Origin of the sequence: Aeoliella fuhlenseeensis, assembly GCF_052161615.1 — a bacterium.
GTDB lineage: Bacteria > Planctomycetota > Planctomycetia > Pirellulales > Lacipirellulaceae > Aeoliella.
Map to the genome: position 1 here is coordinate 5,406,445 of NZ_CP197417.1, position 25,097 is coordinate 5,431,541.

Genomic DNA, 25,097 nt, shown 5'->3' on the forward strand with positions numbered 1-25,097 from the left:
CGCTGCGTCGGTTCACTCGGTTGAGCAACGCTCGCATTGAAAGTCCAGAGCATCACGCCGCAATGCAGGCTATTTTCGTGGCGTGGTTTAACCTTGTCTGGAAACTTGAGTCCATTACGGACGCACTAGCGATGGCATCCGGGCTCTCGGATCACGCCTGGACAGTAAGGGAGCTGCTCGAAACATCGTCTGTGGCGTAAAATGAAAAATTGGCACCAGTGTGGCTAGTGGCGCTGATTGAGCAGATTGGCCCATGCGGGTTGGCACAGACATGGCAAACCTAACGTTATTGTTTGTCACACGAGAGAGGCTCGAATGAGTGCAAACTTATCGCAAACCGCGACAGCCGTTGGTAAGGATCCGCGTATCACTGAGGAATGGAACGCATCCAATCATCGCTGCTGGCCCCTGCGACAACGGGCGAGTCATACGCGAAGCTCTACGGCGCGCAACACAACCCGCTTGGGGAGTAGACTACAGCCTCGCCGACACGCCCCATGTTGCAATCATGCGTGGAAACATTCACCGTCCTATTTGTGAATCTCTGGCAGGCTGAGCAGGTTGTTGGGCTGTTCGCCGCCACATTCCGTTTTGAGGTACTTCTTGCCGTAATAACTCTTGGCAACAACGGCCCAAACGAATTGAACTCCTCCGCTCACATAAAAGTCCCACTTGCCACCTTCAATACCCTCAATTGCACCAACTTGAGATAGATGCCATCGAGTCTTGTCGAGGTTTAGGCCGCCAAGATGAGTGGTTCTCCCGTAAGCGTGGTAGCGATCACTCTTGTTGATGCAATGAATCTGAACCGGGCGAGCCATAGTTACCTCCGCGCGCACCAAGTGCGCAGAAATAGAGAAAGCAACGAACTAGAAGGCGTTGCCAGAAGGGCTAAGAGCAGCAATCACCACAATCGCTAAACCGTGTCATGCTAAGCAGATCGCTTTCGTACCATTTGTACGGTTTACGCCGCTGCCAGGATGGTCAACACGCGATCAACAAGAAGAATGGCCTCTGCACGCCGAATCGATTAGAGGCCATGTAGCTCTTATAGTATTTGAATACTAGTAGTTCGCTAGTGCCCCCGATAGTAGGGCATTTGCGTATTGCGGCAATTCGCGCCATGCCCAGAAAGCCTAAGCAACCCATTGGTCTGCCTGTACCCAATGGAGGGGAGCGCTACAGAATTCAGTTCTCCATTTACGGTTCCGACCAAATACAGTGCCATGATGACAATCGACAGTGCCTCGACGGGGGCCGAGCTCTATCGCCTAACGGAGACCGATGCTCGGAAATCCTTCAAGCTCGATGAATTTGACTCCAATATTGCGGCCGTGGGCGGTGACCAGGTACGGTTCATCAGCACGCCTCAGTACATGTGTGTCGATAGCTTGATGCTCCCAGTCGATTTTTGCACAACGCATCTCCGAGACGTTTGGATACTGCTTTCCCCCCATCAGCTCACGATACCAGAAATTCGCTACCAGCCCCTTCTGCTGATCTGGGTGCCTGGGCGACTGCGTTCAGGTATAGGTCTGCAAGCCCACCTCCGACTGCAATCTCGAGGATGGCTAACCAGTACCGCTACCACACCAAACACCAGCTAACCAACGTCTTCGAGCCCGATGCCGTACATCGTGTGATGCAAGCCGCGAGCTACACCAGCCCGGATGATATGCTCCAGGACGGCAACACCGACACAGTTAGACCTGCCGACCTAGAAGAGAACAGCAGCCGTCGTCTGCGAGCTACGACTCCCCCTCAACACAATCTCCGTCTCGCCGATCGAGGATGTTCAGAACTCGGAGTCGCAATAGGGTGGATCGAGTTTCACCAAAGTCCCTACCGCCTCCAGGGCGCAGATGCTTGCTGAGTGCGCGCACTGCCCAGGAATACTGATGCGGCACCGTCATCGTCCGGACATCGATCGCGCGTTGACTTGGATCATTAAAGTCCCTGAACTGGTCGCCCGGCGATCGATCGTCGATTAGTACCGATATTCACTTTTCAGCGCTCACCGCGGCCCCGCTCCATCACTGCCAGAGTCTCGGCGACATCTGGGACCGATCTTGAGACAGCTCTTAGGTTGAAGTGGGTAGAGCTCAAGCAAGGGCGAGAGCACACTACCAATTTAGCGAAGGTACAAACTACTTCCTCAAGCCGTTGCAGCTTTCCACAGTTCCCTATGGCCGGGGGACTAGCAGAGATGGAAATCACGTGCGAGTCGGTGGTGGACGTGCAGCCGTTCCATCGACTCCCACTAAAAAGCTACTTCGAATCGAAAGCCAGCAACCATCGCGTCGCGATAAATGCCGCCGGGACGAGTAATGTACTGCAGGTCGGGGGTGAGAGAAAACCAATCATTCAACCGCGCTTTGTAGAATACTTCAGTCGCGATTTCAGACTCCTGCCCGGTAATGACTTCGAGTTCGTCACTGAATAGGATTTGCGTACACCCGATGCCGCAGGTGTCCGCTTCACGCCCCTGCAACAGTCCGGTGTAGACTAGGCCGCCGCCGATGCCTTGATCGACCTGATTGCGATCGGACGGCGCCCAGCAGTATTGAACGAATACGCCCAGGCCCTGATCTTCAGACTTCTTCTCCGTGAAGATCTTTAGGTCGATCGTAGCGTAAAAACCGTAGTTGTTCTCAAAGACGCGAGTGGCGTCGACGGCCTCCGTATCGCTGCTCGAGCCCCAAGCACCGCCACGGATGATCGTGAGGGGCGCATCCTCCGGGCCGGCAAATGGTAGGTAGTCGGCTTGGGCGATGAAGAACATCCCGCGGTTGGTTGTGGACATCCACCATTGGCCGACATCGCGCCCTTGGTCATTCACGGAACCTCCGAGGCGCCACTTTTCGTGCGGTTGAAAGAGTGCGGTAACACCGAGGGTCTGGAAAGGCCAAAAAGGCATCGGAACATTGGGAAGCGTCTCGAACGACGAGTTGATGAAGTCGCCGCCCAAATCAGCGAAAGCGAAATCGTTGTTGGGATCGTAGCGACCTACTCGCACAACCAGCACGTCGTCGCCGACGGTATGTCCGTACCAATATTCGCCGAGCTGGGTCAGCCATTGTGGTTTGGGGCTGGTGTCGAGGTCGCTGTAGTACTGGCTGTCCCCCACGAAGTCGCTTGTGAGAGTCGTCCCCTGGCTCTGCTCCATGTAGACATAGAACTCCCCTCCGTCCCACCAGTTGGCCATCGCGGTATCCATCCGTAGCTCCAGATCGAGATTGCCCCGATATCGCGTCGCGCCTTTCGTACTGATGCCACCGCGGGTGTTGTTGAAGACTTCGCCTGTATAAAGGTACTGCGCGGAGAACGGCCCAAGTTCATGCCACCGCTCGCCCAAAAGCGTCTGGAGCTCCTCGGCATCTTCGTCGGCCTCCTCATTGGCGTCGTCTCCCTGAGGCTCGAGTTCGGCCGTCTCATCTTCCGGCCGATTCGGTCTGCCCGGTACGACTCCCAGGGTGGCCGCCGGGTTAGGTTCTGTCGTGACGTCGGTTCGGGCCAGGCGCAGAAGTTGCGACAGTTGCACGGAAGAACCGGAGGGGATCGCCGAATACTCTTCCACATTGAGGAGAGGCCCCTGAATCGCTAATGACGACGAGGGGACTTCGCTGGCGTATGCCGGGCATGCGGAAAGCAGGAACGCTGCCACGGCCCGCCCCAGGTTCTGTATCGCCATTGCTCCCTCACTACGCCACGCCTCGTGCCACGGTCTCTCGGAATGCGCATCGGGCGAAATGAAGTGTTGGCCGCCCCCTTAGTCACAAAGTAACGATTGACGGGCACGCGCGGATTGTACCGCTTCGATGTGTTCAGCCACATTTGGCGCGGTGAGTGGGGAATTTACTCTTGTCCCGACGTACAGTTTCCAAGGCTCCTTATCCTTCGCAATAGGTTCCCTCGCGATATCTTTGCCTTTTACTGAGGTGATGTCACATGTCATTGCGCAACCGGGTAGCCGCCCTGCTGGTGGCGCTATCGATTGCTCTCGTGGCAATTATGTGCGCCGCTCAGGAATTGGTCGTGATGCCGACCTTCGAGGAACTGGAGCGGTCCGGCGCCGAGCGCAACGTCAGTCGGTGCCTAGAAGCCTTGGATCGCGATCTCCATAGCCTTTCGAATACGACGAATGACTGGGCTTCTTGGGATGACACCTACCGTTACGTTCAAGACGGCAATCTTGAATATGAAGCTTCCAACTTGGTCGACGAAACGTTCTCCAACGCCCATCTCAACTTGCTGTGCTTTCTCGATCTTGACCGGCGAGTACGTTGGGGAGAGGTCCGCGACCAGGAGACGCTTGAGGAAATAAGCGTTCCCGACCTGTTCGCCGCCCTTAAGGACGTTTCCTGCCCGATTTCCACGCACGACAGCGTTGACGACGCGGCGACGGGTATTCTCGTGACTAACCAAGGGCCCATGCTCCTTGCGTCGCGGCCGATCATTACGACCAAGCACACCGGCCCGATTCGAGGCACGCTAATTATGGGCCGGTTTCTGAACGATCGCGAAATCAAGAGCATTGCGGACCGGACGCAGGTCAAGCTGGAGGCTTGGACGATTGGCCAGTCGGACATGCCGGCGGGGGCGCGTCGGGTATTGGACAATAATCCGGTAGCCCAAGCAACGCACATCGAGATCGTCGATCAAGGGTTGCTCCATGCGTATAGGCTCGTGAACGACGTCTACGGCAAACCGGCGATCTTGATGCGCGTCGAAGTTCCGCGCGAGGTAACCGCGCAAGGGAGGGTGGCCGCCAAAGTGGCGACCGCAGTCAGCGTGGTGGGCGGCGCCGTAACGCTGGCCGTCATGTGGGTTCTGTTGCAGCGTGGTGTCGTCGATCCGCTTCGTCGCATGGTGGACCATGTCGTGCTGGTCGGACAAACCGGCGATCTCAAGATGCGACTGGGACTGACTCGGACTGACGAAATTGGGATGTTAGCCAATGAATTCGACCGCATGGCCGAGCACCTCTCTAGCTATCGCAAGAAGGTGCTTGATTCGGCGCACCGCGCGGGGATGGAAGAAGTCGCTTCCGAGGTGCTGCACAACGTCGGCAACGCAGTGAACTCGGCGAGCTGTAGCATTGAGATGCTGCGCGAGCGACTGGGCGAATCAAAAGCGGCTGGGTTGGATCGCGCCACGGCGATGCTGCGCGAACAGGCTCCGCGTGCTGGCGAGTTTTTTACGGGCGATCCACGCGGCCCCAAGCTGATCAAGTATCTGATCGATGTGAACGAGGCGCTAAAACGGGAGCAAATCGAGCAACAGGCCGACGTTACTCGCTTGTTCGAGACAATTCGCCACATACGCGACGTCATTTCTGCCCAACAAAGCTACACGGGAGAGTCTGACTTCCGTCAAGAAGTGGCTCTCGCTTCGTTGGTAGACGAGGTCCTCTTGCTCAACCAAGAGCAATTGCAATCTGCTCGGATTGAGGTTCAGGTGGATTTGCCACCGCTGCCCGATTTGCGCTTGAATAAGAGCAAGACGACGCAAGTGTTGGTCAACCTAGTCCGCAATGCCATCCAGGCGATGCAGAACGAATACGGCCGACCCCGCGTGCTGACCATCTCCGCCCAATGGATCGACGAGGCGGGGATTGAGATAGAAGTCACTGATACAGGGCACGGCTTCGACGAACAGACGGGGAAAAAACTGTTTGCGCATGGCTTTACGACAAAAACGAATGGAAACGGCTTTGGACTACACTACTGCGCCAACGCCGTGCAGGGTGTCGGCGGCCATATTTCAGCGGAGAGTGCAGGACCCGGTCTAGGCGCAACGTTTCGAGTTCGCCTTGTCGACGTCGTTCTCCTGAATCAAACAATCCTGGCGTAACTCGCTTTCACCGCTCCCTCGGGTGATCCCCTAGCAAAGCCAACAACGAACGCTTGCCATGAAAACATCCATCATCGACTCCTGCTTGCAATTGCCGACGCGCCGCATCCTGTTGGTTGACGACAACCCGGAGATCCACAAAGACATCATGGGGATTCTCCGTCCTCAGCAAGAGGATCCGTTGGCGAGCGTCGAAGCCGAACTCTTCGGCGACGTTGCCACGCCAGAAAAGGGCGAACGCGCGCCAGTCCAATATGAACTCCAGTCCGCGTTCCAAGGCGAGCAGGCGCTGAAGATGGTCGAACAAGCTCTGGGCGAAGGCCATCCGTTCAGCATGGCAATTGTGGACATTCGCATGCCTCCCGGATGGGACGGCATCGAAACGATTGAACGTATGCGTCAGGTCGATCCTGCGCTGCAAATCGTGATCTGCTCCGCGTATTCGGACTATTCTTGGAAAGCGATCGACGAGCGATTAAAGGCGACGGACTGGCTACTCATTCTGAGAAAGCCGTTCGAGCATGCGGAAATTCGACAACTTGCCCGTGCCCTGACCGAGAAATGGAACCTCAGCGTCAGAGCGTCCCTCAACATCCAAGCGTTGCAGGAATTAGTCAAGGACCATGCCTTGCAACTTCAGCAGGCAAATATCGATCTTGAAAAGCGCAACAGCTCGCTCGCGGAGGCAAACGAGCGCCTGTCACGGGAAGTGCACGCACGCCAACTCGTCGATGCAAAGATTCAACATATCGCATTTCATGATACACTGACTGGCCTGCCAAATCGACCTTTTTTGATGGACCGACTGAACGAATGCGTGGATCGTGGGAAACGCCAAAAGGACTACCGCTTCGCCGTCTTGTTTATTGACATCGATAACTTCAAGCTGGTGAACGACAGTTTGGGACACCGCGCCGGTGACCAACTGTTAACGCAGTTTGCCACGGCCATGCTTGGGGCGATGCGCACTATGGAAGCGTCGATTCGTCCATCGCACGACACGGTCGCCCGATTGGGGGGCGACGAATTTGTCGTGTTACTCGACAATATTCGCGATACCGACAACGTCCTGAGTGTCGCTCGGCGGATCCAAAATCTGGCGTGTGCGCCGCTAGACCTCGGTGGTCGGCGTATGACGCCGAGCATTAGCATCGGGGCAGCGATTAGCCAGAGTGAGTACGACGACGGCATCGACGTGTTGCGCGACGCCGATACAGCTCTGTACTATGCCAAGGAGCAGGGCAAGGGAAGAATCGCCATGTTCGATCAGGCGATGCGATCTCGAATGCTGGAGCGTGCGGACATTGAGAACGACCTGCGACTTGCGATCGCGAACCAGGAATTCGTTGTCTATTACCAACCGATCGTCTCTCTGGCGGACGGCAAAATTGTGGGCCTAGAGGCGCTTGTGCGGTGGGAGCATCCCACGCGGGGGCTCTTGTCGCCTGACGCCTTTATCCCAATCGCGGAACAGACCGGTACGATCGAAGCCATTGGCGAGCAGGTTCTCGAAGAAGTCGCTTGCCAACTAAGCGAATGGCGCGCTACTATGCCGCAAACCGCTAATCTGTCCGTCAGCGTTAACCTTTCTGCGGCTCAACTCGTCGGCGAGCAGCTTCTTGATCAAGTGGATCGATGCCTCAATCAGTATGGGCTGGAACCGAGTTCCCTTAAACTCGAACTGACGGAAACTACCGCGATGCGAAATCCGAAACTTTCCAAGCAGGTAATCGACTCACTGGTAGCACGCGGAATCGAGGTCTATCTTGATGATTTTGGCACGGGCTATTCATCGTTGAGCACGCTGCACACGCTTCCCTTCGCGGCCATTAAACTCGACAAAAGCTTCTTGGCAAGCTCGGAAGTGGACGCAGAGACGGCGACGACAATTCGAGCCATGGTGATGATTGCGGAGCATAGAAACATGCGACTGATCGCCGAAGGTATCGAGACCTTCGAGCAGGCGACAGCCCTGCGTCGATTAGACTGTGAGTTCGGACAGGGTTATTTCTTCGCACGCCCCTTGCCCGCTTCTGCCATCAGCGGAGTTCTTGAGAACGACTCGACGTTTAATTTGTTGGAAGACGCGGAACTATCTCTTGCAATCAAGTGATCACGACCCACGTTATTTCGTTTCTGAAATGGGACGGGCGGTCCTGGGCCGCCCAAGGTTCGGCTGCGATTGATTGGTAAAGTGGTCGGGTGTGGCGATCTACGATTCAGGTATGGACGCACCCCGGTCCTTGGCTCACGGCGTCGACTGACATGTTATGACTCTTGCCGTCACGCGCGCCGCGAAAAAGCGGCTAGGACTGATTAGGTTCTCGATCTTACAAAGGCGTGGGTCTAGCTCTGGACCTTATGGCTTATCAGAACAGCTTCTGCACAAAGGCAAAAGCGAATCGCTAACCTACCGTCTACCTAAACCCGAGAACGAATTTGCCGGGAAATGCCGGGGAAGCTTTCCCACCGCTGTTGAGCTAAGCTAGCATGGAAGATAGCCTGCTCGCCGTTCTCAGGTACCTTCACTTCGCCACGTTTCTTCTGGCCGTTATTCTCTTTGAAAATAGCCTCCGCTAGTAGGCACGCCCCACAGCAGCAACCTTCGTGAGCCGGATCAAAATGTTCACCCATGCTTCCAAAGGCCTCATCCCTTGAGCGACCCTCAGTCAGCGCGGGGCTCCTTAGGTTCGATTCAGCTTCCATCCCTTCAAAAGCAAACATCAGGCCTGCACTTGGATTGACGGTAATCGTCACCGTACCCGTGTTGCTGTTGGCATTGCCATCGGTGGCGCGATAGGTAAACGAGTCGGTTCCAGTGAAAGAGGCATTGGGGGTGTAGGTATACGCTCCGTTCGACGAGAAGGTCACCGAGCCATTGGTCGGACTAGTGAGCTGAGTCGCGGTGAGGGCATTTCCATTTATGTCGTAATCGTTGGTGAGGACGTTGCCGACTAGAGGCACGTTCTCGGTAGTACTACTCGTGTCGTCCTTCGCATACGGTGCGACATTTGCGCCACCGGTGATGGTCAGATTCGTGAAGCGAGCGCTCCACGGCTTGGCATCGTCTGTTGTGTTGGAGTTGTAAGCCAAGCCCACCAGCATGTTACCGGACAGGCTGATCGTCGTAGTACTCGACATGTTGGTCCAAGTCACGCCATCTGGAGAAATCGCAGCCGTGACTGTTTTAGTAGACCCGGCACCCGATAGGGTCATGCGGAGCCAGTAATCATTGCTCAGATTATTGACCGAACTTCCCACTTGAGCGGCCGTGCCATTGGCAGAATTGCGACGCGAGAACTCCGCACGATTGGAGCCGCCACTCAACTCTTCCAGCGCTAGAAATACATACTTCGATCCGGCGCTGGAGTCTTGCCGAATCATGATCCCGGCTTCCGATCCGCTGACGCCATAGTTCATGTACTCGACTCGGGCGGTCAACGTGATATTTGCGACCGAACGCGTGGCATATGCAAATGTCATATTATCGGACGTGCCACCTATAGTGCCGGTGGCCGCCCAAGTCCTAAACTCTTGCTCCGACTCGGCTGAGTCGTAGCGGAAGTCCCATTGTCCGGGTCGTGACTGGTTTCCAAGATTAATCGAAGTTAGAGGGGTGGGAAGTGGATTGACGGGATTCGGCTTGGTCAACGTGTAGATAGTTGTCTTGTTTCCTTCCACGCCATCATTATGAGCGAACACCCGGTAGTCATGACGACTATGAGCATTCTGATCCAGGATGACCGCAGTGGTCGAATTGGGAGGAAGGGTAGCGACGGTCTGCCATCCTTCGTCCTCCTCACGCTGAACCAGAAATCCATCTTCGTTAATGAGGTTCTCCGTCCAGCTCAGCGTTACAGTCTCGTGCGTGGAGGTGAAAGCGAGGTTGTTAACGCTTTCAAGCCGGGTACGACGGCTTACAACGGCTGAAGTGGCGGCGTCGCCCGCGGCGTCTGTTGTAACGACACGGTAGTAGTATAGAGTGTCCGTCGTGAGTCCCGTGTCGATGAAGCCTGTATCGTTCGCACTTCGCGTAGCGACCGTGCTGAAATTGACCCCATCAGTTGATCGTTCGACTCGGAAGCCAGTTTCCCGCATGAGGCCATAGCCGTACCACTGGACAGTCATTCGGTCGGCTCCGGAGGAGATCAGCCGCAGGTCGGTTACCGGTCCAGGACGCGTATCCATCGAATCTAAGCCCGATGATCCGGCCGACACACCAGTGGCATCATTGGACCGGATCCTATAGAAATACTTCCGCCCAGGGAGCAATCCACTATCATTGAACGTGAGCACATTGGCTGCCACTGTCCCCGCCACCTCGAAGCCTCCCTTTCCATTGGATCGTTCGATGGTGAAGCCCGTTTCACCCGACACGTTGGTCCAGTTGACGGTGGCCGTCGTGGTCGCCACGTTGGTGAAGGTCACCGAGCTAGGACTCGCCAGGCCGTTGATGACTGGTGCGGAAGGGTTCGCATTACTGACATTTCCCGTCACAGCCACATTGGTGATTTGGCCGTAGCTGATATCCTTGTTGTCATGCGAGGTGCTGGCGATGCCCATGTAGACGGTGCTGCCCATGGTCACCGAGCGAGTTCCTAACAGGATCCAACTATCGCCGGAGTTGACCTTCGTGTAAGTATTGAAGGTATTCCCAAGCCGCTCAAGCTTCACGTACATGGGGGTAAACGTGCTACCCAAGATCGCTTGAGTGCCGGATGACGCTCCGATGCTACTACGGTACTGCATTCGGATGCCAGTAGTGGGCATCGATAGTATGTTTACATTTTTGGAGTTCGCGTCGAGGGTCTCACGAATCATGAGCCCCATCTTGGCACTACCGTGAGTGGGGTCGACATCGGTCACCAGCCCCTCGATGGAACCATCTCCCGAGAGCTTCATGTAGTTGTACTGAAAGTGGTCGCTGGAGCCGGCAATATCAGCTCCTGACCCCGCGATGGTGTAAGTTCCAGAGGTGGGTTCGTAGAATGAAGCCCCCCGTTGGCCAGGGTTGCCGATATCGGAATTCGCCCAAAACGCATTTGCCGATGTGGTGGGCCGTGCGACGATGAGATTGTAAGTGCCGATGTCTCCGTAATTGTTTTCCCCCTGTACTTGCACGAAGATGGTTCCGGCAGGCAAATCCAACGTAAGCTGCGATTGATTGCGTGCGTCAGACGATTCGTAGAGTAGCGTCGAACTAGAGTCATAAACCCGTAACTTCACGTCGGCGGCTGAGCCAAAATCGGTGCTGGCATAGATGGAGTACTTCCCGCCGGTGGAAGTAAACTTAAAACGGTCGGCGTCATTACTATGCTCATTGATGCCGGCTGTCACGAAGTAGCCAGGATAACTGGTGCTATCCATCCACTGCACGCTGGAGCCACCGTGAACGTAGTCATCGGTACGGTAGCCTGTACCACCTACGACCGAGGAAATCTTGGCGGCAATTACCGCCAAATCATCTTGAAACACACCTGCACCACTAAGGGCGTCAACGAACTTAGGTGTGCTCCCCTCCCAGTCTCGCCCCATGATCACTCCATGATTGTCGTCGATCTTGGGGGCGTATTCGTCGAGCTTATTTCCATTCTCGTCGTACCATTCCTGATGGTCGGCCCCAAACATGTGGCCGATTTCGTGAATGAAGGACTGGGGCCTGCTGGTCGTATCTGCCTTGGGGACAGAGCCGCCTGGATTGGACGGATTACCAAACGAGTTACTTGATGCTTGGCGGAAACTGCCCGTGGAATTCACCGTGATCCATGCTTTTGGCTGGCTAGCGTTCCATTCGGTGGTGACATCAATGTTGAACGCCGCGTACGCATTGGCTACCGTCCGCCACGCGTAGAAAATGTCGCTTTGCTCGGCGGCACTAAAGTTGGATGTGTTACCGTCCGTGTCATACACCACTCCGGAATACTCTCCGCCACCTCCACCGTCGAAGTCCAGGAAGATGGCGGCGGTAGCGCCAGGATTACTGTGAAGAATTGGCAGTCCCATTCCATTGGTGCTGTAGTTGTACGGAGCTCCAAGCCAACTGGTCGTATCGAAGCCGGCGACTGCGAACACCGTACGTTCTTCGAGAGTCTCGAAGCGATGCGGACGCACTACCGGTTTTTTGCCACGACGACCCTTGACCCACTTCCATCCCCGGTCTTTCTTCTCGCGAATCAAACGGGCACCAAACGACATACCGCTAGCACGATCCATCATGGCATACCTTCTTTGTGGCGACTGACGAGAATTAGTCAGCGCAGATAAGAGATTGAGAGATGAGAAGCAAGCGACCGAGAACTCCCCGATTGCAGGAGTGCATCGGATCCAAAGCCAAAAAGTTGAGGAGTTCGCTACGCTTGATGATCGAATCTAACGTATGTATGCGGTGCGGGAACTCCAATTTCCCTTCAAGTTATACCGATAAATACCTCTGTATACAATCAACTTACCCTAAACTCCCTTGTTCCTTAACTCCAGAGATCTCTCGGCCATTCATGTTGCACTGGGCTCCTGGGGAGGCAGGAACGACCTGGAGTTTCCGTTGCAAAGGCCTTTTCCGCCCGACACGGAGGTACCTGGAATGACGGAGGCCTAGGTGGGAATTCGAGTTTACTTGGCGTGAACCTGGACTTCACATTAGCCGCTAGCTTTCTGACTTCGGAGATTGGAACTGCTCTGTCACGTTATCCTCGTGAAATCTCGCGCCACCTCTATGCGTGAGTCGCGAGCGGCTCGATTAGGCTGGCGGGTATTACGCTGGGCACTAAAAGCGGATTCAATCGTATCGCTCTTACCTCGCTTCCAATTGCCACGTGCAAAGTCGGGTTAGCATCTCTATCCTCGCTGCCGTGCGACAACCGCTGTGGCGAGGGCAGGCAGTACGATCCGAAAACGCGCCCCGCCGTTGACCGCGACTTCAAACCCCAGACTCCCTCCCAAAGCTTCGACCCGCTCGCGGATGTGAAAAAGACCGAATGTATCCGGTCGTTCCAAACGCGATCGAAGGGCGGCCGGGTCGAAGTTCGATCCACTGTCTTGAACTTGAACCACGATTGTGTGATCAACCACGTACGCGTCTATGGTTGCTTCGGCTCGTCCAGAATGCTTTACTACATTGAACAGCATTTCACGGACTGCTTCGAAGATGAAGATGCGAACATGCTGGGGAAGAGTCGGGAATTCGTCGTGACACTTTACCACGGTAGATAACCCGTACCGTTGCTTGCCTCGCTCGCCGAGCCATTCGAGAATCTGGGCAATAGTTCCGATCTGCAGTATCGGTGGACTTAGTTCCTGAGTCAGATTGTGCGAGGTAGTGATGCACTCGGACAACAACTCGTCCAATCGTTGTAGAATCCCTCGACGTTCAAGAGCGTGCTCGTTATCAGCCGCGGAAAGTAGATACCGCGCGCCCACAAGCGACTGTTGCAGGTGGTCATGTAGAAGCTTCGCCAAGCGAATTCGCTCGCGATGTTCGGTGGCACTTAGTTGCTCAGCAAGCCTACTAAGATCGCGGGCGCGACGTTCAGCGACGGCCGTTCGCTCGGCGACCTGTTGTTCGAGTGTCTCATTCAATTGAAGAAGCGCCTCTTCGGCTCGCTTTCGTTCGGTAATATCGAGAACCACTGCCACTAGACCTTCGTAGAGCCCGTTGGGATCGCGTAGGGCTGCTACACTACTGGTCGCCCAGAGCCCCGACCCGTCTTTACGTCGATACCTTTTCTCAATTTCGAAGTCGGCCCCACCGTTCGCCAACTCCTCGACCGCCCGCCGCGTGGCGTCTCGATACTCTGGCTCAGTCACGTCCAAGATAGTGGTTCCCAACAGCTCGGACTCCTCATAGCCCAGCATCTCGCACCATCGACGGTTGACCAAGGTGATCCGGCCTCGGGCGTCCGCTTGGACCACTCCAGTGCTTGCCTGGTGCACCACCGCCCGTAGACGCTGCTCGCTCTCGCGAAGCGCGTCCTCTGCGTTCTTCAGACTCGTATGATCCCGCATTACCTTGGTAAAACCAACAAGCTCGCCGTGGTCACCTCGTATCGCACTCGTCACACCCTGCGCATAGAATCGCATCCCTGACTTGCGACACATCCAACGGTCATTGTTGGCGGTGCCGGTACGAGCTGCCGTGTCGAATTCCTGCTCTGGTATGCCTACGGCGATGTCTTCGGGCGTAAAGATGGTGAATTTGATGTCTGTCCCAATGAATTCGTCTTGGCTAAACCCTAGCATGCGCTCCACGCCCTCGTTCCACGTGATCGGGCGCCCTTTCACATCCGTTCGGAAGATGGCGTAGTCCGCTACTTGGCTGACGAGTTCGCGGTACCGCTCATCGCTTTGGCGCGAAACCCGCTCGACCTCGAAACGGTCGGTGATGTCGCGGATGCCTAGGAGAAGTAGTTCGACGGTATCGAGCCGGCGAGCATTCAGTAGCATAACGCGCGGGCCGATGCTCTCGAAATCGTGCTCGACCAGGTGGTCTTTGAAGATACGGTGCTTTGATAGAACTTCCTCCAGAAGAATTCTAAGTTCTGGGATGTCCCACTGGCCATTGCCCAAATCATATATTCTGCTGCCAAGCGTGTCGGCGGGATTTACCTTAAAGTGATCGTAGAAAGCCCGATTAACGCTTTTCACCCGGAGGTCCGAATGTAGGACGAGCAGTGGTTCATGCAACGTTTCGACGATCGACTCAGCGTATACGCGAGCTTCGTCGGCGTCCTGCTCGATCCGCTTCCGGTCGGTGATGTCAGAAGCTGCTCCAAACCACTCGATAATCATACCCTTCTCGTCCAGAAGTGGGATCGCCCGGGAATGAGCCCAACCAATGGAACCGTCGGCGCGAATCACTCGATGTTCGAGCTCGAACGTGCGATGCTCTTGCACCATCCGCTGAATGGTTGCCAGCAGTCGGGGGCGATCGCTCGGCGGAATGTACTTGTCAAGCCATGACTTGCTAGGCTCGCGTGTGTCGGCTACAAAATTCTGGCCTTCGACGTAGCGTAACTCCGACCAGTCTGGGCTCATGCTATAGATGCTGTAGGAGGTAGCCTCCAACAACGCCTGAAATCGCCGATCACCCTCCAAAGACGCACCTTCCCCACGATCTGATTCGCGGAAATGTTCGAAGCTGTGCTTGCGGCGATCCATGGTTCGCAGCTCGGGAGGGGGAAGGAAAGCAATCACGTTGCTTCATTGCTTCACTGATTGTACGCGCAGTTCCCACTCGGTGGAAACTCGTAATAGCTCTCTGGATAGGTGTGTAAAGCAGTTGGAATGCTGCCGATCACGCTGGTAATGAAGTGATCACCCACCCACGCCCAGCTATGCTCACTTTGAATGACGAACTGTTGGTGGAAACGCCTGTGAGTGGTAGGTCGAAACACCGTCGACAGGACGTTCAATATCGCGATCCATCATGGGTAAATGCAGACACTGTGGCATTCGCCGAAAAACGCATCTCTGGAGGGACACATTCTGAGCATGGGCACACGATTAGCGAAATGGGGGGCAAGGAGAGCTTCGACCCATGGCAACTCAAAACTATCAGTTCGACTTAAATCACCTCCTCTTCGGAGATTACCCACCGATCTTTATGGCAGAGATCGCTGGAAGGACCGTGATCATCTTTCTTTACACCCTGCTGCTGATCCGATGGATGGGGAAGCGGGGTATGGGCAACTTAACACCATTCGAGTTCGCCATCATCGTGGCGCTTGGCTCCGCTGTAGGCGATCCCATGTTTCAAGCCGATGTGCCGTTGTTGCACTGCATGCTAGTAATCACGCTGGTCATTGGCTTGCAGCGAGGCTTAGCGGCGTTTAGCGCCCACAACGAATGGGCGGAACGAGCCCTCTCCAGCACCCCCTCTATCCTCGTCATCGATGGCGTCATCCAGGTTAATAACCTCCAAAAGGAAAGTTTCACGCGCGAAGAGCTCTTGGAAGAGTTACGCCTCAAGGGTATCGAACAACTGGGTGACGTACGAATCGCTTACCTCGAACCCTCTGGTGAGCTAAGCGTTATGCGGCGTGAGGAGCCACGAGAAGGACTGTCGGCCGAACCTCTGGCGGGGGAAGACTGCCCCTCTCCGGGAAGGGAAGGGCGAGAATGCTGCTGTGGCTACTGCGGGCAGCTCAGCGGCGAAAACGGCGGGACCGGGACCTGCAAGAATTGTGGACGTCAGGAGTGGAAAACGGTCGTAGCTGCTTTCATCACTGAGCGCTGACACCCCTGATGTCGACTGCCGAACCATCTTCGATTCGAAATTCAAATCCCTTTGGTAGTACGTGCAGGCGAACCCCAACCAGGGCTAGGTCGTCAGTGCCGTTGGTATGATCGTGAAAGTCAGGATGCGAGGGATCGAATAGGAACACGGCACCCGAGCCGATAACACGGCAACATCCACCTCGATAGATCACTGCCGTGTTCTCGTCGATGCCGATCCCAAGGTGGTCGGGAAACTTCGCGATGGCGCATAACATCTCTCCACAGCGCCCGCGTTCGGCAAAATGGACATCCAGAAGCACTTGTCGAATAAGGGACATTCCCGGGCCTGGCTTCATCGTGTCTTCGGAGGGGTTGGTTCTGTTCTCCCCGTCCATGAACACGACGTCTCCCATCATGAGCGCCCCCGCGCTCGTGCCGGCGATCACTAGTCCCTCACTATTGCTTTTGTGAAGCACCTCCTCAACGACAGTTCCCTTCAGCGCACCAAGCAGACGGCACGGCTCTCCGCCTACGAAGAAAACGCCGGTTGCTTGCGCAATGCACTTAGCCACTTGTTCGAGGTCGCCGTCTCGTCCGTCGCAAACGGCAATAGACGCGTCTGTGCCTGTCAGCTTCTGCAACGCTTCGGCGTACTTCGCCCCCACCTTGTCAGGCTTCTGCGAGGCAGTTGTCATCACCACGAGATTGGCTTCATTCCCCTTCGAAAGGGACACGAAGGTAGATAAGATTTCCTCGTGCCACTCCTTGTTTTCGTGGCCACCGACGATAACCAAAGTGCCGCGGTCATCGGCGGCTGGGTTCGATTCCTCTCTCATCGATTACTCCTGACCTATCACCTTTAGTTTGAAAAGGCGACACGAGGAACTGATGGAACACCGAAAAGTTGCCGAGTTCGTCTAACCCCTTAGCGTCGCCAGCTCCGACTCTCCGAGGTAGGCGTCACCGCTTTTGATCGCCTTTGTCGCCCTGTCCGGAAGGCACTTTGCGTTTTGCCTTTTTCTTTCGATCCTGGGCGAGCGAGCGTCCGGCGTCGTCACTTTCCTTAAACTTGCCTCCACTGTCCCTTCGGACGTACCGAGTGTCGCCGTTCGGCTTGATGGTGTCGCGTTTGGATGCTTTCTTCTTAGCCATGGTAGGCTCTCCTGTGAATGAAGTTGAATGAAGTTGAATGAAGTGGGCGGATGCAGTTCCCGTGCCACTTGAGTTCGGTGCGCGCTGGCATCGCTACGCAAACAGACCACACAACCCAAGGAGCGCTAGCGGCACGAGATTTGCCTTACCACCACCGGCAAAATGCCGAGTAGTCCTCGCTTAACCACGTTTGAAGGAGACCATCATGCCTAGTAACGATAAGCCCAACAACGATAAACAGCTCGATGAAGATCGCTTTAACAAACTGAAAGAGATGGAGACTGAACGTGGGCGCGATGAGCAAGTGGCCAAGAAGGTCGCCGCCAAGGAAGTAGAAACACTGCGTGAGCGCGAGGGGCGGACCGAAGAGAGCGAAACCTAATCCTTTCGCTTACCCCCTCAGCGGTCGTGAGGACGAAGGCATGCATTGGTCGAACGAGCGCCTGATGGTTGCCGTTAGCAAGTCCTATTCAGATAGGGGCGGATGGACTAACGCCGCTGATTACACCGACAACATCCCCTTGTCGTTCAGCGACGATGATAGCGGTTCGCCTGATGACTTGCCGAACTGGCTGAATCTAACTCTATCTCGGGAAGATCGCTGATGGCTCCAAGGCATGGGACTCTGTGGTCGCGTAGATTTGGTGTACGGAACGGTCGCACAAACGCAGGCGACCACCAACTACTTCCATTCGCACAGGTTTATGTTCTACGACAGCGAGCCCTCCACGCTCACGGGCGCTCAAGGCACGTACGAAGGACTCGAAAACGTAACGCTCCATATTGGCTGGCAATGGGCTTAGTGAATCGCTCGTTGGCGAATGCCCCCCACGCTTCACTTACCCGAAGTTCGACTCTTTTTTATCCTGATGATCGGCTCCTTTCGCCTCCGAAGTGCCGTCCTTGCGGAACACGCTTACTCCGCCATCGGGCTCGATGAAGGCAAATTCTACTTCCGACACGTCGTGCACGCCTTGTTCTCGCAATTGGCTTTGGAGTTCATCCTTGGTGATCAGCTCCCGCTGCATGTTCCGCCGTAGCATCTTGCCATTCTGAATGACCGGGAGGGGAGCAGGCTCCAAGATCCGCTGGAACCATTTATATCGATACGAAAGCCAATCGAACAAATAGTTCCAGGCGAATAGAGTTCCGCAGAGTACGGCGCCTTCGGTAAGTGATCGATACTCGTCCGCCATTCCGTTTTGGGCGGCGTCTGCGATCAACACCATCAGCAGTAGGTCCATCAGGCTCATGGAGCCAATGTGACGTCTCACCAATACTCGCAACGCGGCCAAAAGGGCAATGTACATAAAGGTGCCACGGAGTATCAACTCCGGGAGCGAGGTATCCGGGACGAATAATGCGTGCCAATCGATGTTCATGGTCGGCCTCAGCGTTTCTACTAGGGGTTCATGGTGGAATCAAGGAATCACACTACTTGCAGTAGTGGCAAACCGCAGACCGAACGAATAGCCGATTGGCTAGGTACAAGAGTTGCGAGCAGTCGGTCCAGTTACCCTTCCCACCATCTAAACTTGGAGAACTATAAGATGAGTCTTAAGAACCTGGACGACGTATTCATGGATGTCCTGAAGGACACCTTGGACGCCGAGCGTCAAATCACCAAGGCCTTGCCAAAGATGGCGAAGGCTGCCGAAAGTGATGAGCTTCGCCGAGCTTTTGAAGAGCATCTAAGCGTGACTGAAAAGCAGATCGAGCGGCTCGAAACCATTTTTCAAAGCATGGACAAAGCCGCGCGGGGCAAACACTGCCCCGGAATGGAAGGGCTTCTGAAAGAAGGCTCGGAGCTCATTGAGAAGGAAGAGATGGGGCCGGCGCGAGACGCTGCCATGATTGCTGCCGCACAAAAGGTCGAACACTACGAGATCGCCGCGTATGGCACACTTGTGACCTATGCACAGATGCTCGAACTAGAGGAAGCTGCCAGCCTGCTCTCAGAGACCCTCGCGGAGGAAAAGCAGACCGACGAAGAGTTGACCGGCGTGGCGTCCGAGATTAATTGGATGGCCGAGCAAGAAGCGGAAGAGTGATTTGATGACTTTAGAGCCCTCCTTCTCCCTACGAAGGAGGGCTCTTTTCATTGTTGAGGAGCACTCCCATGAATCAACTGGACTCGAAGAACGATGGCTCAAAGGGCTCCGTCCTTCGTATAACCGTTCCTGGATACCGGGAGCGCTACGCGGCCAGCGACTTTACCAACCCCAATGCTCGGTCGCTCGATGATCAGATTGCTCGCTACCTATGCTCGTCCATGCGCCACCTCAAGCCGGGGTCCTCGAAAAGACTGGCGATCCGCGTAAACGACGATGTAAAAGATACCGAGAAGGAATCGGAGACATCGAAAGCCTACCAGGCTATGTTTAGCTGGCGCTTGAAGATGGCTGCACGGGCGCTTACCGAGTGCATCCCTACGATTGCCTTCCTGATTATTGCCTCCGTGTTCCTCCTCTGGTTATCACATCGAGTGGAGGGATTCGATTGGGACGAAGAAACGGCCAAGACTTCCGCCGAGGCAGTCCGCTTGGGGGCGTGGGTTTCGGGGTGGACGGCCATTAGCTTGCTATTCACGCAAGGTGTCGATTCGCTGCGAGACTATCTCGCCTATTGGCGTCTGCGCAAGATGCCGATTGTGTTCGAGTACCGCTCGAAGAGATCGATGCCTCGAAACTCAGAACAGCCCACCTCTCCTACCTACACTTAAGGATCGCGATCTCCCGAGGCTGCATCTCCGCCCTAACGACAACCGTGGTGCCGTCGGATGCTTTTTCGACCGTTGTCGTGTTTTGCGTAAGGAGATTTACCACCTCGCTTCCCTCTGGGAAGAAGGTTTCATCCACCGCGACCAAAGCAGTCCGCGGCTCGGGATCTAGGTTCATCACCATCAAGATTCCCGTGGTATCTAAGACTCTCGAATAAGCTAGAACTCCGCCTGGCGTCTCGGGCTCTCTGAAATCTTGCCCGTCATCCGATATCTGCTGAAAGAATTGACGCCCGTAGCGGAGCGCCGGCTCCGACGCCCGGATCTGGGCGATGGAAGCGATGGATTTAAATAGGGTGTGGCCCTCGTTAAAGAAATGGCCCTCGCGGGCCCCGAAAGCGCCCCAGTCTCCCCCGAACATCGTTTCGCGGACGTAATCGTCGTCGTCTTCTCTGCCACCGTCAAATCCTTGTTCCGTGCCGTAGTAAATACAAGGAATTCCCATCGCCGTTAGCAGGTAGCCAACCATGAGAATTGCGACCCGTTCATCCTGCTGGCCGTGTAGGAGCCGGAAGTAGGGATGGTGGATTTGGTCGTGGCTGTCGGCGAAGGTGACAAAGTATTCGCCGATCTGGCTGAAGTCTCGAAAGTAATGTTGGAAGCCTTCGTATCGTTCCATTAAGACCTTACCGGGCTTCTGACATTTGATTACTCCTTCAAGAACGAAGCAAAGGGGGAAATCGAGACAGCTACGAAGTGCCGGATACTCTTGGGTATCCGCATCTTCCTTGTTGGGGGTGTTCTTACCCAGATACTTCATCAGAGTGTCATCGTCGGCGACAATCTCGGCGAAAAGCAGGAAGTCGTGTTTGCCGATGCTTTGGGTATACTCCCGAATGGCGTTCACGAAGATCGAGGTTGCGTAAGGTTCCGTGTGTTTCACCGTATCAATTCGAAAACCATCGCAGTCCGTTTGGGCGATCCACCACTTGTAGCATCGGATAAGGATGTCACGTACGTCCCCGCGCGTAAGATCCAAATCCTTCATGTCGCCGGTATCTCCGCTGATCATCTCGTCCGGCGCATCTGACTGCATGTCGCCGATCCGACCTTGTCGCTTATAACACTCTGGGCGTTGCAACTCTACCGGCCAAACGGCGTCGTCGTCGCCGAACTTGTCAGGTTCGCACTTCAAGGCGTTTCCATCACTACCTCGCCAGAAGCCGAAATCAAACACTTCTCCGTGGTTGAAAACCATCGGCTCATCGTTTAGGTACCCCCAATTGTTCCCCGTGTGGTTGATCACGATGTCGAGAATCACGTACATTCCACGACGATGGGCTTCGCGAGTGAGTTCTTGCAGATCTTCCATGGTGCCAAACCTCGGATCAACAGCCAGGAAGTTTTGAATGCCATAGCCATGGTACGTATCTTTTACCTCCTTCCGATTCTTGAAGGGAGGACTGATCCACAACGTGGTGCAGCCCAAGTTCCGTATGTAATCCAGTCGTCGCGTGATACCCCGTAGACACCCCCCTTGAAACTGCTTGCCATGTTCCGGGTTCCACTCGTGACGAGTCGTGGACTCGGGGTCATACGGGGGTTGCTCCTGACCATTGTCGAATCGGTCGATTAGCAACTGATAAATCACCTGATCTCGCCACTGAACCGGAGAGGGCGTAACGTCGCTAACGGGCGTGAAATCGAGATCGTTCACAGAGCGAGGGGTCATAGAAACACCTCCGGAAACACCTACTTGAAGCGTGGCAGAACCTCTCTGCCGAATGTCTGAATGAAATGTTGGATGTCTTTGCCAACGTAATGCATGTACACCGTTTCGAAACCGAGTTCGAGGTCTTGCCGAATCCATTCTGCGTGCTCGTCGAGGTCAGCCGAAACCCGCAGATTGTCGCCGACCTCGTCCGCATCGTGATGGGCGACCTTTTGATCGAACAGCTCCGGAAGAGGGATGTCCTGCATCTCATCCACATCTAAGCTCGCGACCCCCCAATGCCGATAGGCAGCCCGCTCCGCTTTGTCTTCCGTGGAGTCAAGTGAAACCGCGGCCTGCAAACGCATCGGCCTCCCCAAGCCACCTCCACGACGAAAAGCGTCCACCGTTTTCGCAAGCTCTTTAGGAGGTTTCGCGACCGTCAGCAGTCCGTCTGCCCAAGCGCCTACCCACTCTGCCGTGAAGTCCGTGATGGCGGCCCCAAAGAGCAGGGGGGGTTGTTCAGGGATCGTATAGAGTCGCGCGTTCTCTACACGTACTAACCCCTTCCGACTGACGGTTTCCCCGGCCCAGAGTTGGCGAATAATGTTGACGCACTCAGCCAATCGTTCCTTGCGGAGGGGCTTTGCGGGCCACTCGTCGCCGGTGATGTGCTCGTTCAGATTCTGGCCGGTCCCGACCGCTAGCCAGAATCGATCTGGGTACATTTGAGCCAGTGTGGCCGAAGCTTGAGCGATGATCGCAGGGTGGTAGCGTTGACCGGGTGCGCAGACGGTTCCGAATTCTCCCCCGCATCGTTCCATCGCAGACCCCAGCCACGACCATGCATAACCACTCTGACCCTGGACGCTCCACGGGCTAAAGTGGTCGGAGCAGCTTACGCAAGAGAACCCGGCGCGTAGTGCCAACTCGGCCAGATCGAGAAGCTGACGGGGCGAGTACAGTTCATGAGAGCAATGAAAACCGATCATGGCCGTCCCTGTTGAGTCAACATTCTGTAACGTGCAATTATGGCGATCCAACCCCCGACGATGACGATCTCGATGACTGCATCCATCAAGTAGATGGCCGAAATGATTCCGCGGCTGACGTAGACCACATCTATCACGAACAGAGCTGCCGCCGAAAGTAACCCGAGAAGTGCAATTCCTAGGCCTATGTCGTGCCGGTAAGCGGCGAGCATCAGAACCAAGCCAATAACAGCCAACTGCAAACCGACAGTGAAGACGAGCCAGTGATCGGCTTGATTGCCGTTCGGCAGATGGTCGAACTTGGGCCCGGTGACCCACTGGAAGGAGTTCATATCCACCAGTGGCCAGATTCCGAAGGTTACGAAGTACAGGCCCTGGAGCCATGCGAGCCAAGCCGCAATACGTGACCAGCCGTCCTCGATTCCGCGATCCATGTGGCTACTAGCCTTCCGAGCAATAGTTCCCCACATCTTAAATGACACCCAACACTGCTTCCGCGGCGAATTGCCCGGAAATGACGGCACCCTCCATGGAAGCGGAGAAGGGCTGTTTCGTGTAGTCACCTGCTAGCGATAGGCCAAGGATGGATGTCGCCTGGGTCGGACGCAGGCGTTCGGTGCCTGGCCGCATCGCATAGAAGTCAAACGGGTGCTTTACTACCCGGTACTGTCGCATGAGCCGCCGAAGGGGCAATCGCAGTCGTTCGGCGTCTTCGAGAACGCGGGCGAGAATCTGTTCATCATCACTGTCGATGAATTCAGCCGGTGGATACACAATCGCCGAGAGCCTTCCCTCAGTCTCGCGAAAAGTCGTCCGGCTTTGCTCCGCGAAGCAACAGATACTCGTTGGGGAGAAGTTGGTGCGATCGTCGTCGAGTAGTGGTTCAGCGAGTTCAAACTGAATGCTGACGGCAGAGAGGGAAGGAAGGCGGAGCATTGGTTCCAAACATTCGGTATTTGTTGCTAAGCCCTTGATAAGAAGTTGCGCTGGCGCCAAAGGGACGGCGAGAACCACGTGATCCGCCAGAAGGCTCTCATCACCCAACTTGACACCCACCACACGTTCGCCCTCGGAGAAAAGCGCGTGATAAAAGGCGCCATAGGAGTAAGTTTGCGCACGAGGAGCGGCCGACTTCTGCCGGTCGCCTATACGGCCGCGCCTATTTGGGACGTCCAAGATCGTATCAGTGGCATTGTCATCCTTCTGCGAGATGAAACGAAGCGTCGCGAGAACGAAAAAGCTCTACGTGACGCGTATCGTCGTAAAGATGAGTTTCTAGCCACCCTTGCGCATGAGCTCCGCAACCCTTTAGCGCCCATATGCAATGGAATCCAGCTCGTCAAAAGCTGCGGTGACGATCCTGAACTGACACAGGAGATGCTTGACATGGTCGATCGCCAGGCACGTCATATGGTACGGCTGGTTGATGATTTACTGGACGTGTCACGAATAACTCGCGGCAAGTTGGAGCTTCGCAAATGTCAGGTATCCATTGCGGAGATCGTGCAAAACGCGGTCGAAGAAACCCGACCTACAATCGAGCAAGCACAGCATGAACTGACCATTGATGTGCCGGACGAACGGGTGATCGTCCACGCCGATCCTAACCGATTAACACAGGTGCTTTCCAATTTGCTGGACAACGCCGCGAAGTATACCCCGCCAGGCGGGAGGATCCGGTTGTCGGCAGCGGTGTGCGATGAGGAAGTGACCATAGAAGTCGCTGACAACGGGCGAGGTATTCCCAGCGATAAACTAGAGTCTATTTTCGAGATGTTCATGCAGGTGCGGTCAACCATCGAAGGCGGACATGTTGGCTTGGGAATTGGACTTACCCTCGTCAAGCAGCTGATCGACATGCACGGGGGGACGATTGAAGTTCACAGCGAAGGGATAGGCCAGGGAAGTCGGTTTTGTGTACGTCTGCCTGCGATAACGCCCAAACAAGTGAAACCTTCAGGCGAAGTTGGTAGGGGAATCGATAGCATGTCGGCAACCTCCCGGCGTGTGCTGGTCGTAGACGATCACCCCGATGTACGCTCGGTGACCGCGCGTCTCGTTAAACTACTGGGGCATATTCCGTTTCAGGCGAGCGATGGTCAGGAAGGTATTGAACTGGCCGAACAGATTCTTCCCGATGTTGTGTTGATGGACATCGGGATGCCCCGCATGAATGGGTACGAAGCCGCGAAGCATATCCGCGGAACTTCCTGGGGTTGCGATATGCCGCTTGTCGCCATTACCGGTTGGGGGCAAGAAGACGATCGGCGGCGGACCAATGCGGCAGGTTTCAACAGCCATCTAGTGAAGCCTATTGATGTCGGCGAGCTGAAAACTCTACTTCAAGCAACACCGGCGCGACACGCGAACGGCTCCGTTGGCGGCGATGTAGCGTCGACATTGCGGAATGGACACGAAGCGAGTCTCCCAGAACCAAGTTAACCCCCCGGAGAGTCAG

19 protein-coding genes are annotated in these 25,097 nt (G+C 55.4%); 8 read left to right on the forward strand and 11 right to left on the reverse strand.

From position 1 onward, the window contains the following. Positions 1 to 530 precede the first annotated feature (530 nt). Together SH292x_RS21260 and SH292x_RS21265 are read right to left on the reverse strand one after the other, a co-directional pair. Positions 531 to 821 carry a DUF3892 domain-containing protein gene (locus SH292x_RS21260; protein WP_442483034.1) on the reverse strand — a complete coding sequence of 97 codons (291 nt, stop codon included), beginning with the start codon at positions 819 to 821 and terminating at the stop codon, positions 531 to 533. 1,439 nt (positions 822 to 2,260) lie between these two features. Then, positions 2,261 to 3,691, reverse strand: a complete 1,431-nt coding sequence (locus SH292x_RS21265; protein ID WP_442483035.1) for a carbohydrate porin — start codon at positions 3,689 to 3,691, stop codon at positions 2,261 to 2,263. Between the two features lie 257 nt (positions 3,692 to 3,948). On the opposite strand from SH292x_RS21265, the gene SH292x_RS21270 reads away from it, so the two are divergent. Both SH292x_RS21270 and SH292x_RS21275 read left to right on the forward strand, forming a co-directional pair. Continuing rightward, positions 3,949 to 5,853, forward strand: a complete 1,905-nt coding sequence (locus SH292x_RS21270) for a CHASE4 domain-containing protein (protein ID WP_442483036.1) — start codon at positions 3,949 to 3,951, stop codon at positions 5,851 to 5,853. Positions 5,854 to 5,911: 58 nt separating this feature from the next. Next, the gene (locus SH292x_RS21275) at positions 5,912 to 7,966 is read left to right on the forward strand and encodes an EAL domain-containing protein (RefSeq protein ID WP_442483037.1); all 2,055 of its coding nucleotides are present in this window, start codon (positions 5,912 to 5,914) and stop codon (positions 7,964 to 7,966) included. Between the two features lie 308 nt (positions 7,967 to 8,274). Here SH292x_RS21275 and SH292x_RS21280 read toward each other — a convergent pair whose 3' ends face one another. Continuing rightward, positions 8,275 to 12,069: an Ig-like domain-containing protein gene (locus SH292x_RS21280; protein WP_442483038.1), complete on the reverse strand. Its 3,795-nt coding sequence runs from the start codon at positions 12,067 to 12,069 to the stop codon at positions 8,275 to 8,277. 618 nt (positions 12,070 to 12,687) lie between these two features. Next, positions 12,688 to 14,883: a PAS domain-containing sensor histidine kinase gene (locus SH292x_RS21285; RefSeq protein ID WP_442483039.1), complete on the reverse strand. Its 2,196-nt coding sequence runs from the start codon at positions 14,881 to 14,883 to the stop codon at positions 12,688 to 12,690. Between the two features lie 502 nt (positions 14,884 to 15,385). Here SH292x_RS21285 and SH292x_RS21290 point away from each other — a divergent pair. Continuing rightward, positions 15,386 to 16,084 carry a DUF421 domain-containing protein gene (locus SH292x_RS21290; RefSeq protein WP_442483040.1) on the forward strand — a complete coding sequence of 233 codons (699 nt, stop codon included), beginning with the start codon at positions 15,386 to 15,388 and terminating at the stop codon, positions 16,082 to 16,084. Here the strand turns inward: SH292x_RS21290 and SH292x_RS21295 are convergent. Together SH292x_RS21295 and SH292x_RS21300 are read right to left on the reverse strand one after the other, a co-directional pair. Beyond that, entirely contained in the window at positions 16,071 to 16,901 is an 831-nt protein-coding gene (locus SH292x_RS21295) for a cyanophycinase (protein WP_442483041.1), read from the reverse strand. The genes SH292x_RS21290 and SH292x_RS21295 overlap by 14 nt on opposite strands. A gap of 124 nt (positions 16,902 to 17,025) precedes the next feature. Then, positions 17,026 to 17,217: a hypothetical protein gene (locus SH292x_RS21300; RefSeq protein WP_442483042.1), complete on the reverse strand. Its 192-nt coding sequence runs from the start codon at positions 17,215 to 17,217 to the stop codon at positions 17,026 to 17,028. 205 nt (positions 17,218 to 17,422) lie between these two features. Between SH292x_RS21300 and SH292x_RS21305 the strand changes: the two genes are divergently transcribed. Beyond that, entirely contained in the window at positions 17,423 to 17,599 is a 177-nt protein-coding gene (locus SH292x_RS21305) for a hypothetical protein (RefSeq protein ID WP_442483043.1), read from the forward strand. Positions 17,600 to 17,834: 235 nt separating this feature from the next. Further along, on the forward strand, positions 17,835 to 18,020 hold the full coding sequence (locus tag SH292x_RS21310; protein WP_442483044.1) for a hypothetical protein: 186 nt from the start codon (positions 17,835 to 17,837) through the stop codon (positions 18,018 to 18,020). 36 nt (positions 18,021 to 18,056) lie between these two features. Here the strand turns inward: SH292x_RS21310 and SH292x_RS21315 are convergent, their stop codons facing one another. Beyond that, positions 18,057 to 18,599, reverse strand: a complete 543-nt coding sequence (locus SH292x_RS21315) for a DUF421 domain-containing protein (RefSeq protein WP_442483045.1) — start codon at positions 18,597 to 18,599, stop codon at positions 18,057 to 18,059. A 168-nt stretch (positions 18,600 to 18,767) separates the two neighbouring features. Between SH292x_RS21315 and SH292x_RS21320 the strand changes: the two genes are divergently transcribed. Together SH292x_RS21320 and SH292x_RS21325 are read left to right on the forward strand one after the other, a co-directional pair. Beyond that, entirely contained in the window at positions 18,768 to 19,268 is a 501-nt protein-coding gene (locus tag SH292x_RS21320) for a YciE/YciF ferroxidase family protein (RefSeq protein ID WP_442483046.1), read from the forward strand. A gap of 68 nt (positions 19,269 to 19,336) precedes the next feature. Then, positions 19,337 to 19,939, forward strand: coding sequence for a hypothetical protein (locus SH292x_RS21325; RefSeq protein WP_442483047.1), 603 nt, complete (start codon positions 19,337 to 19,339; stop codon positions 19,937 to 19,939). Here SH292x_RS21325 and SH292x_RS21330 read toward each other — a convergent pair. Genes SH292x_RS21330 through SH292x_RS21345 form a run of 4 tightly spaced genes read right to left on the reverse strand, consistent with a single transcriptional unit; the run spans position 19,926 to position 23,698 of the window. After that, positions 19,926 to 21,668: an alpha-amylase family glycosyl hydrolase gene (locus tag SH292x_RS21330; protein ID WP_442483048.1), complete on the reverse strand. Its 1,743-nt coding sequence runs from the start codon at positions 21,666 to 21,668 to the stop codon at positions 19,926 to 19,928. The two genes, SH292x_RS21325 and SH292x_RS21330, sit on opposite strands and share 14 nt — an antisense overlap. Positions 21,669 to 21,688: 20 nt before the next feature. Next, positions 21,689 to 22,639, reverse strand: a complete 951-nt coding sequence (locus SH292x_RS21335) for a TIGR03885 family FMN-dependent LLM class oxidoreductase (protein ID WP_442483049.1) — start codon at positions 22,637 to 22,639, stop codon at positions 21,689 to 21,691. Next, positions 22,636 to 23,073 carry a hypothetical protein gene (locus SH292x_RS21340; RefSeq protein WP_442483050.1) on the reverse strand — a complete coding sequence of 146 codons (438 nt, stop codon included), beginning with the start codon at positions 23,071 to 23,073 and terminating at the stop codon, positions 22,636 to 22,638. The genes SH292x_RS21335 and SH292x_RS21340 overlap by 4 nt, the downstream gene beginning before the upstream one ends. A gap of 37 nt (positions 23,074 to 23,110) precedes the next feature. Next, complete coding sequence (locus tag SH292x_RS21345) at positions 23,111 to 23,698, reverse strand: FAD-dependent oxidoreductase (protein WP_442483051.1); 588 nt, start codon at positions 23,696 to 23,698, stop codon at positions 23,111 to 23,113. On the opposite strand from SH292x_RS21345, the gene SH292x_RS21350 reads away from it, so the two are divergent. Next, complete coding sequence (locus SH292x_RS21350; protein ID WP_442483052.1) at positions 23,654 to 25,081, forward strand: ATP-binding protein; 1,428 nt, start codon at positions 23,654 to 23,656, stop codon at positions 25,079 to 25,081. The genes SH292x_RS21345 and SH292x_RS21350 overlap by 45 nt on opposite strands. Positions 25,082 to 25,097 lie beyond the last annotated feature (16 nt).

Excerpts from the sequence above, each read along its gene's own strand:
- SH292x_RS21260 (WP_442483034.1), bottom strand. The coding sequence starts at position 821 with ATGGCTCGCCCGGTTCAGATTCATTGCATCAACAAGAGTGATCGCTAC.
- SH292x_RS21265 (WP_442483035.1), bottom strand. The coding sequence starts at position 3,691 with ATGGCGATACAGAACCTGGGGCGGGCCGTGGCAGCGTTCCTGCTTTCC.
- SH292x_RS21270 (WP_442483036.1), top strand. The coding sequence starts at position 3,949 with ATGTCATTGCGCAACCGGGTAGCCGCCCTGCTGGTGGCGCTATCGATT.
- SH292x_RS21275 (WP_442483037.1), top strand. The coding sequence starts at position 5,912 with ATGAAAACATCCATCATCGACTCCTGCTTGCAATTGCCGACGCGCCGC.
- SH292x_RS21280 (WP_442483038.1), bottom strand. The coding sequence starts at position 12,069 with ATGATGGATCGTGCTAGCGGTATGTCGTTTGGTGCCCGTTTGATTCGC.
- SH292x_RS21285 (WP_442483039.1), bottom strand. The coding sequence starts at position 14,883 with ATGAGCCCAGACTGGTCGGAGTTACGCTACGTCGAAGGCCAGAATTTT.
- SH292x_RS21290 (WP_442483040.1), top strand. The coding sequence starts at position 15,386 with ATGGCAACTCAAAACTATCAGTTCGACTTAAATCACCTCCTCTTCGGA.
- SH292x_RS21295 (WP_442483041.1), bottom strand. The coding sequence starts at position 16,901 with ATGAGAGAGGAATCGAACCCAGCCGCCGATGACCGCGGCACTTTGGTT.
- SH292x_RS21300 (WP_442483042.1), bottom strand. The coding sequence starts at position 17,217 with ATGGCTAAGAAGAAAGCATCCAAACGCGACACCATCAAGCCGAACGGC.
- SH292x_RS21305 (WP_442483043.1), top strand. The coding sequence starts at position 17,423 with ATGCCTAGTAACGATAAGCCCAACAACGATAAACAGCTCGATGAAGAT.
- SH292x_RS21310 (WP_442483044.1), top strand. The coding sequence starts at position 17,835 with ATGGGACTCTGTGGTCGCGTAGATTTGGTGTACGGAACGGTCGCACAA.
- SH292x_RS21315 (WP_442483045.1), bottom strand. The coding sequence starts at position 18,599 with ATGAACATCGATTGGCACGCATTATTCGTCCCGGATACCTCGCTCCCG.
- SH292x_RS21320 (WP_442483046.1), top strand. The coding sequence starts at position 18,768 with ATGAGTCTTAAGAACCTGGACGACGTATTCATGGATGTCCTGAAGGAC.
- SH292x_RS21325 (WP_442483047.1), top strand. The coding sequence starts at position 19,337 with ATGAATCAACTGGACTCGAAGAACGATGGCTCAAAGGGCTCCGTCCTT.
- SH292x_RS21330 (WP_442483048.1), bottom strand. The coding sequence starts at position 21,668 with ATGACCCCTCGCTCTGTGAACGATCTCGATTTCACGCCCGTTAGCGAC.
- SH292x_RS21335 (WP_442483049.1), bottom strand. The coding sequence starts at position 22,639 with ATGATCGGTTTTCATTGCTCTCATGAACTGTACTCGCCCCGTCAGCTT.
- SH292x_RS21340 (WP_442483050.1), bottom strand. The coding sequence starts at position 23,073 with ATGGATCGCGGAATCGAGGACGGCTGGTCACGTATTGCGGCTTGGCTC.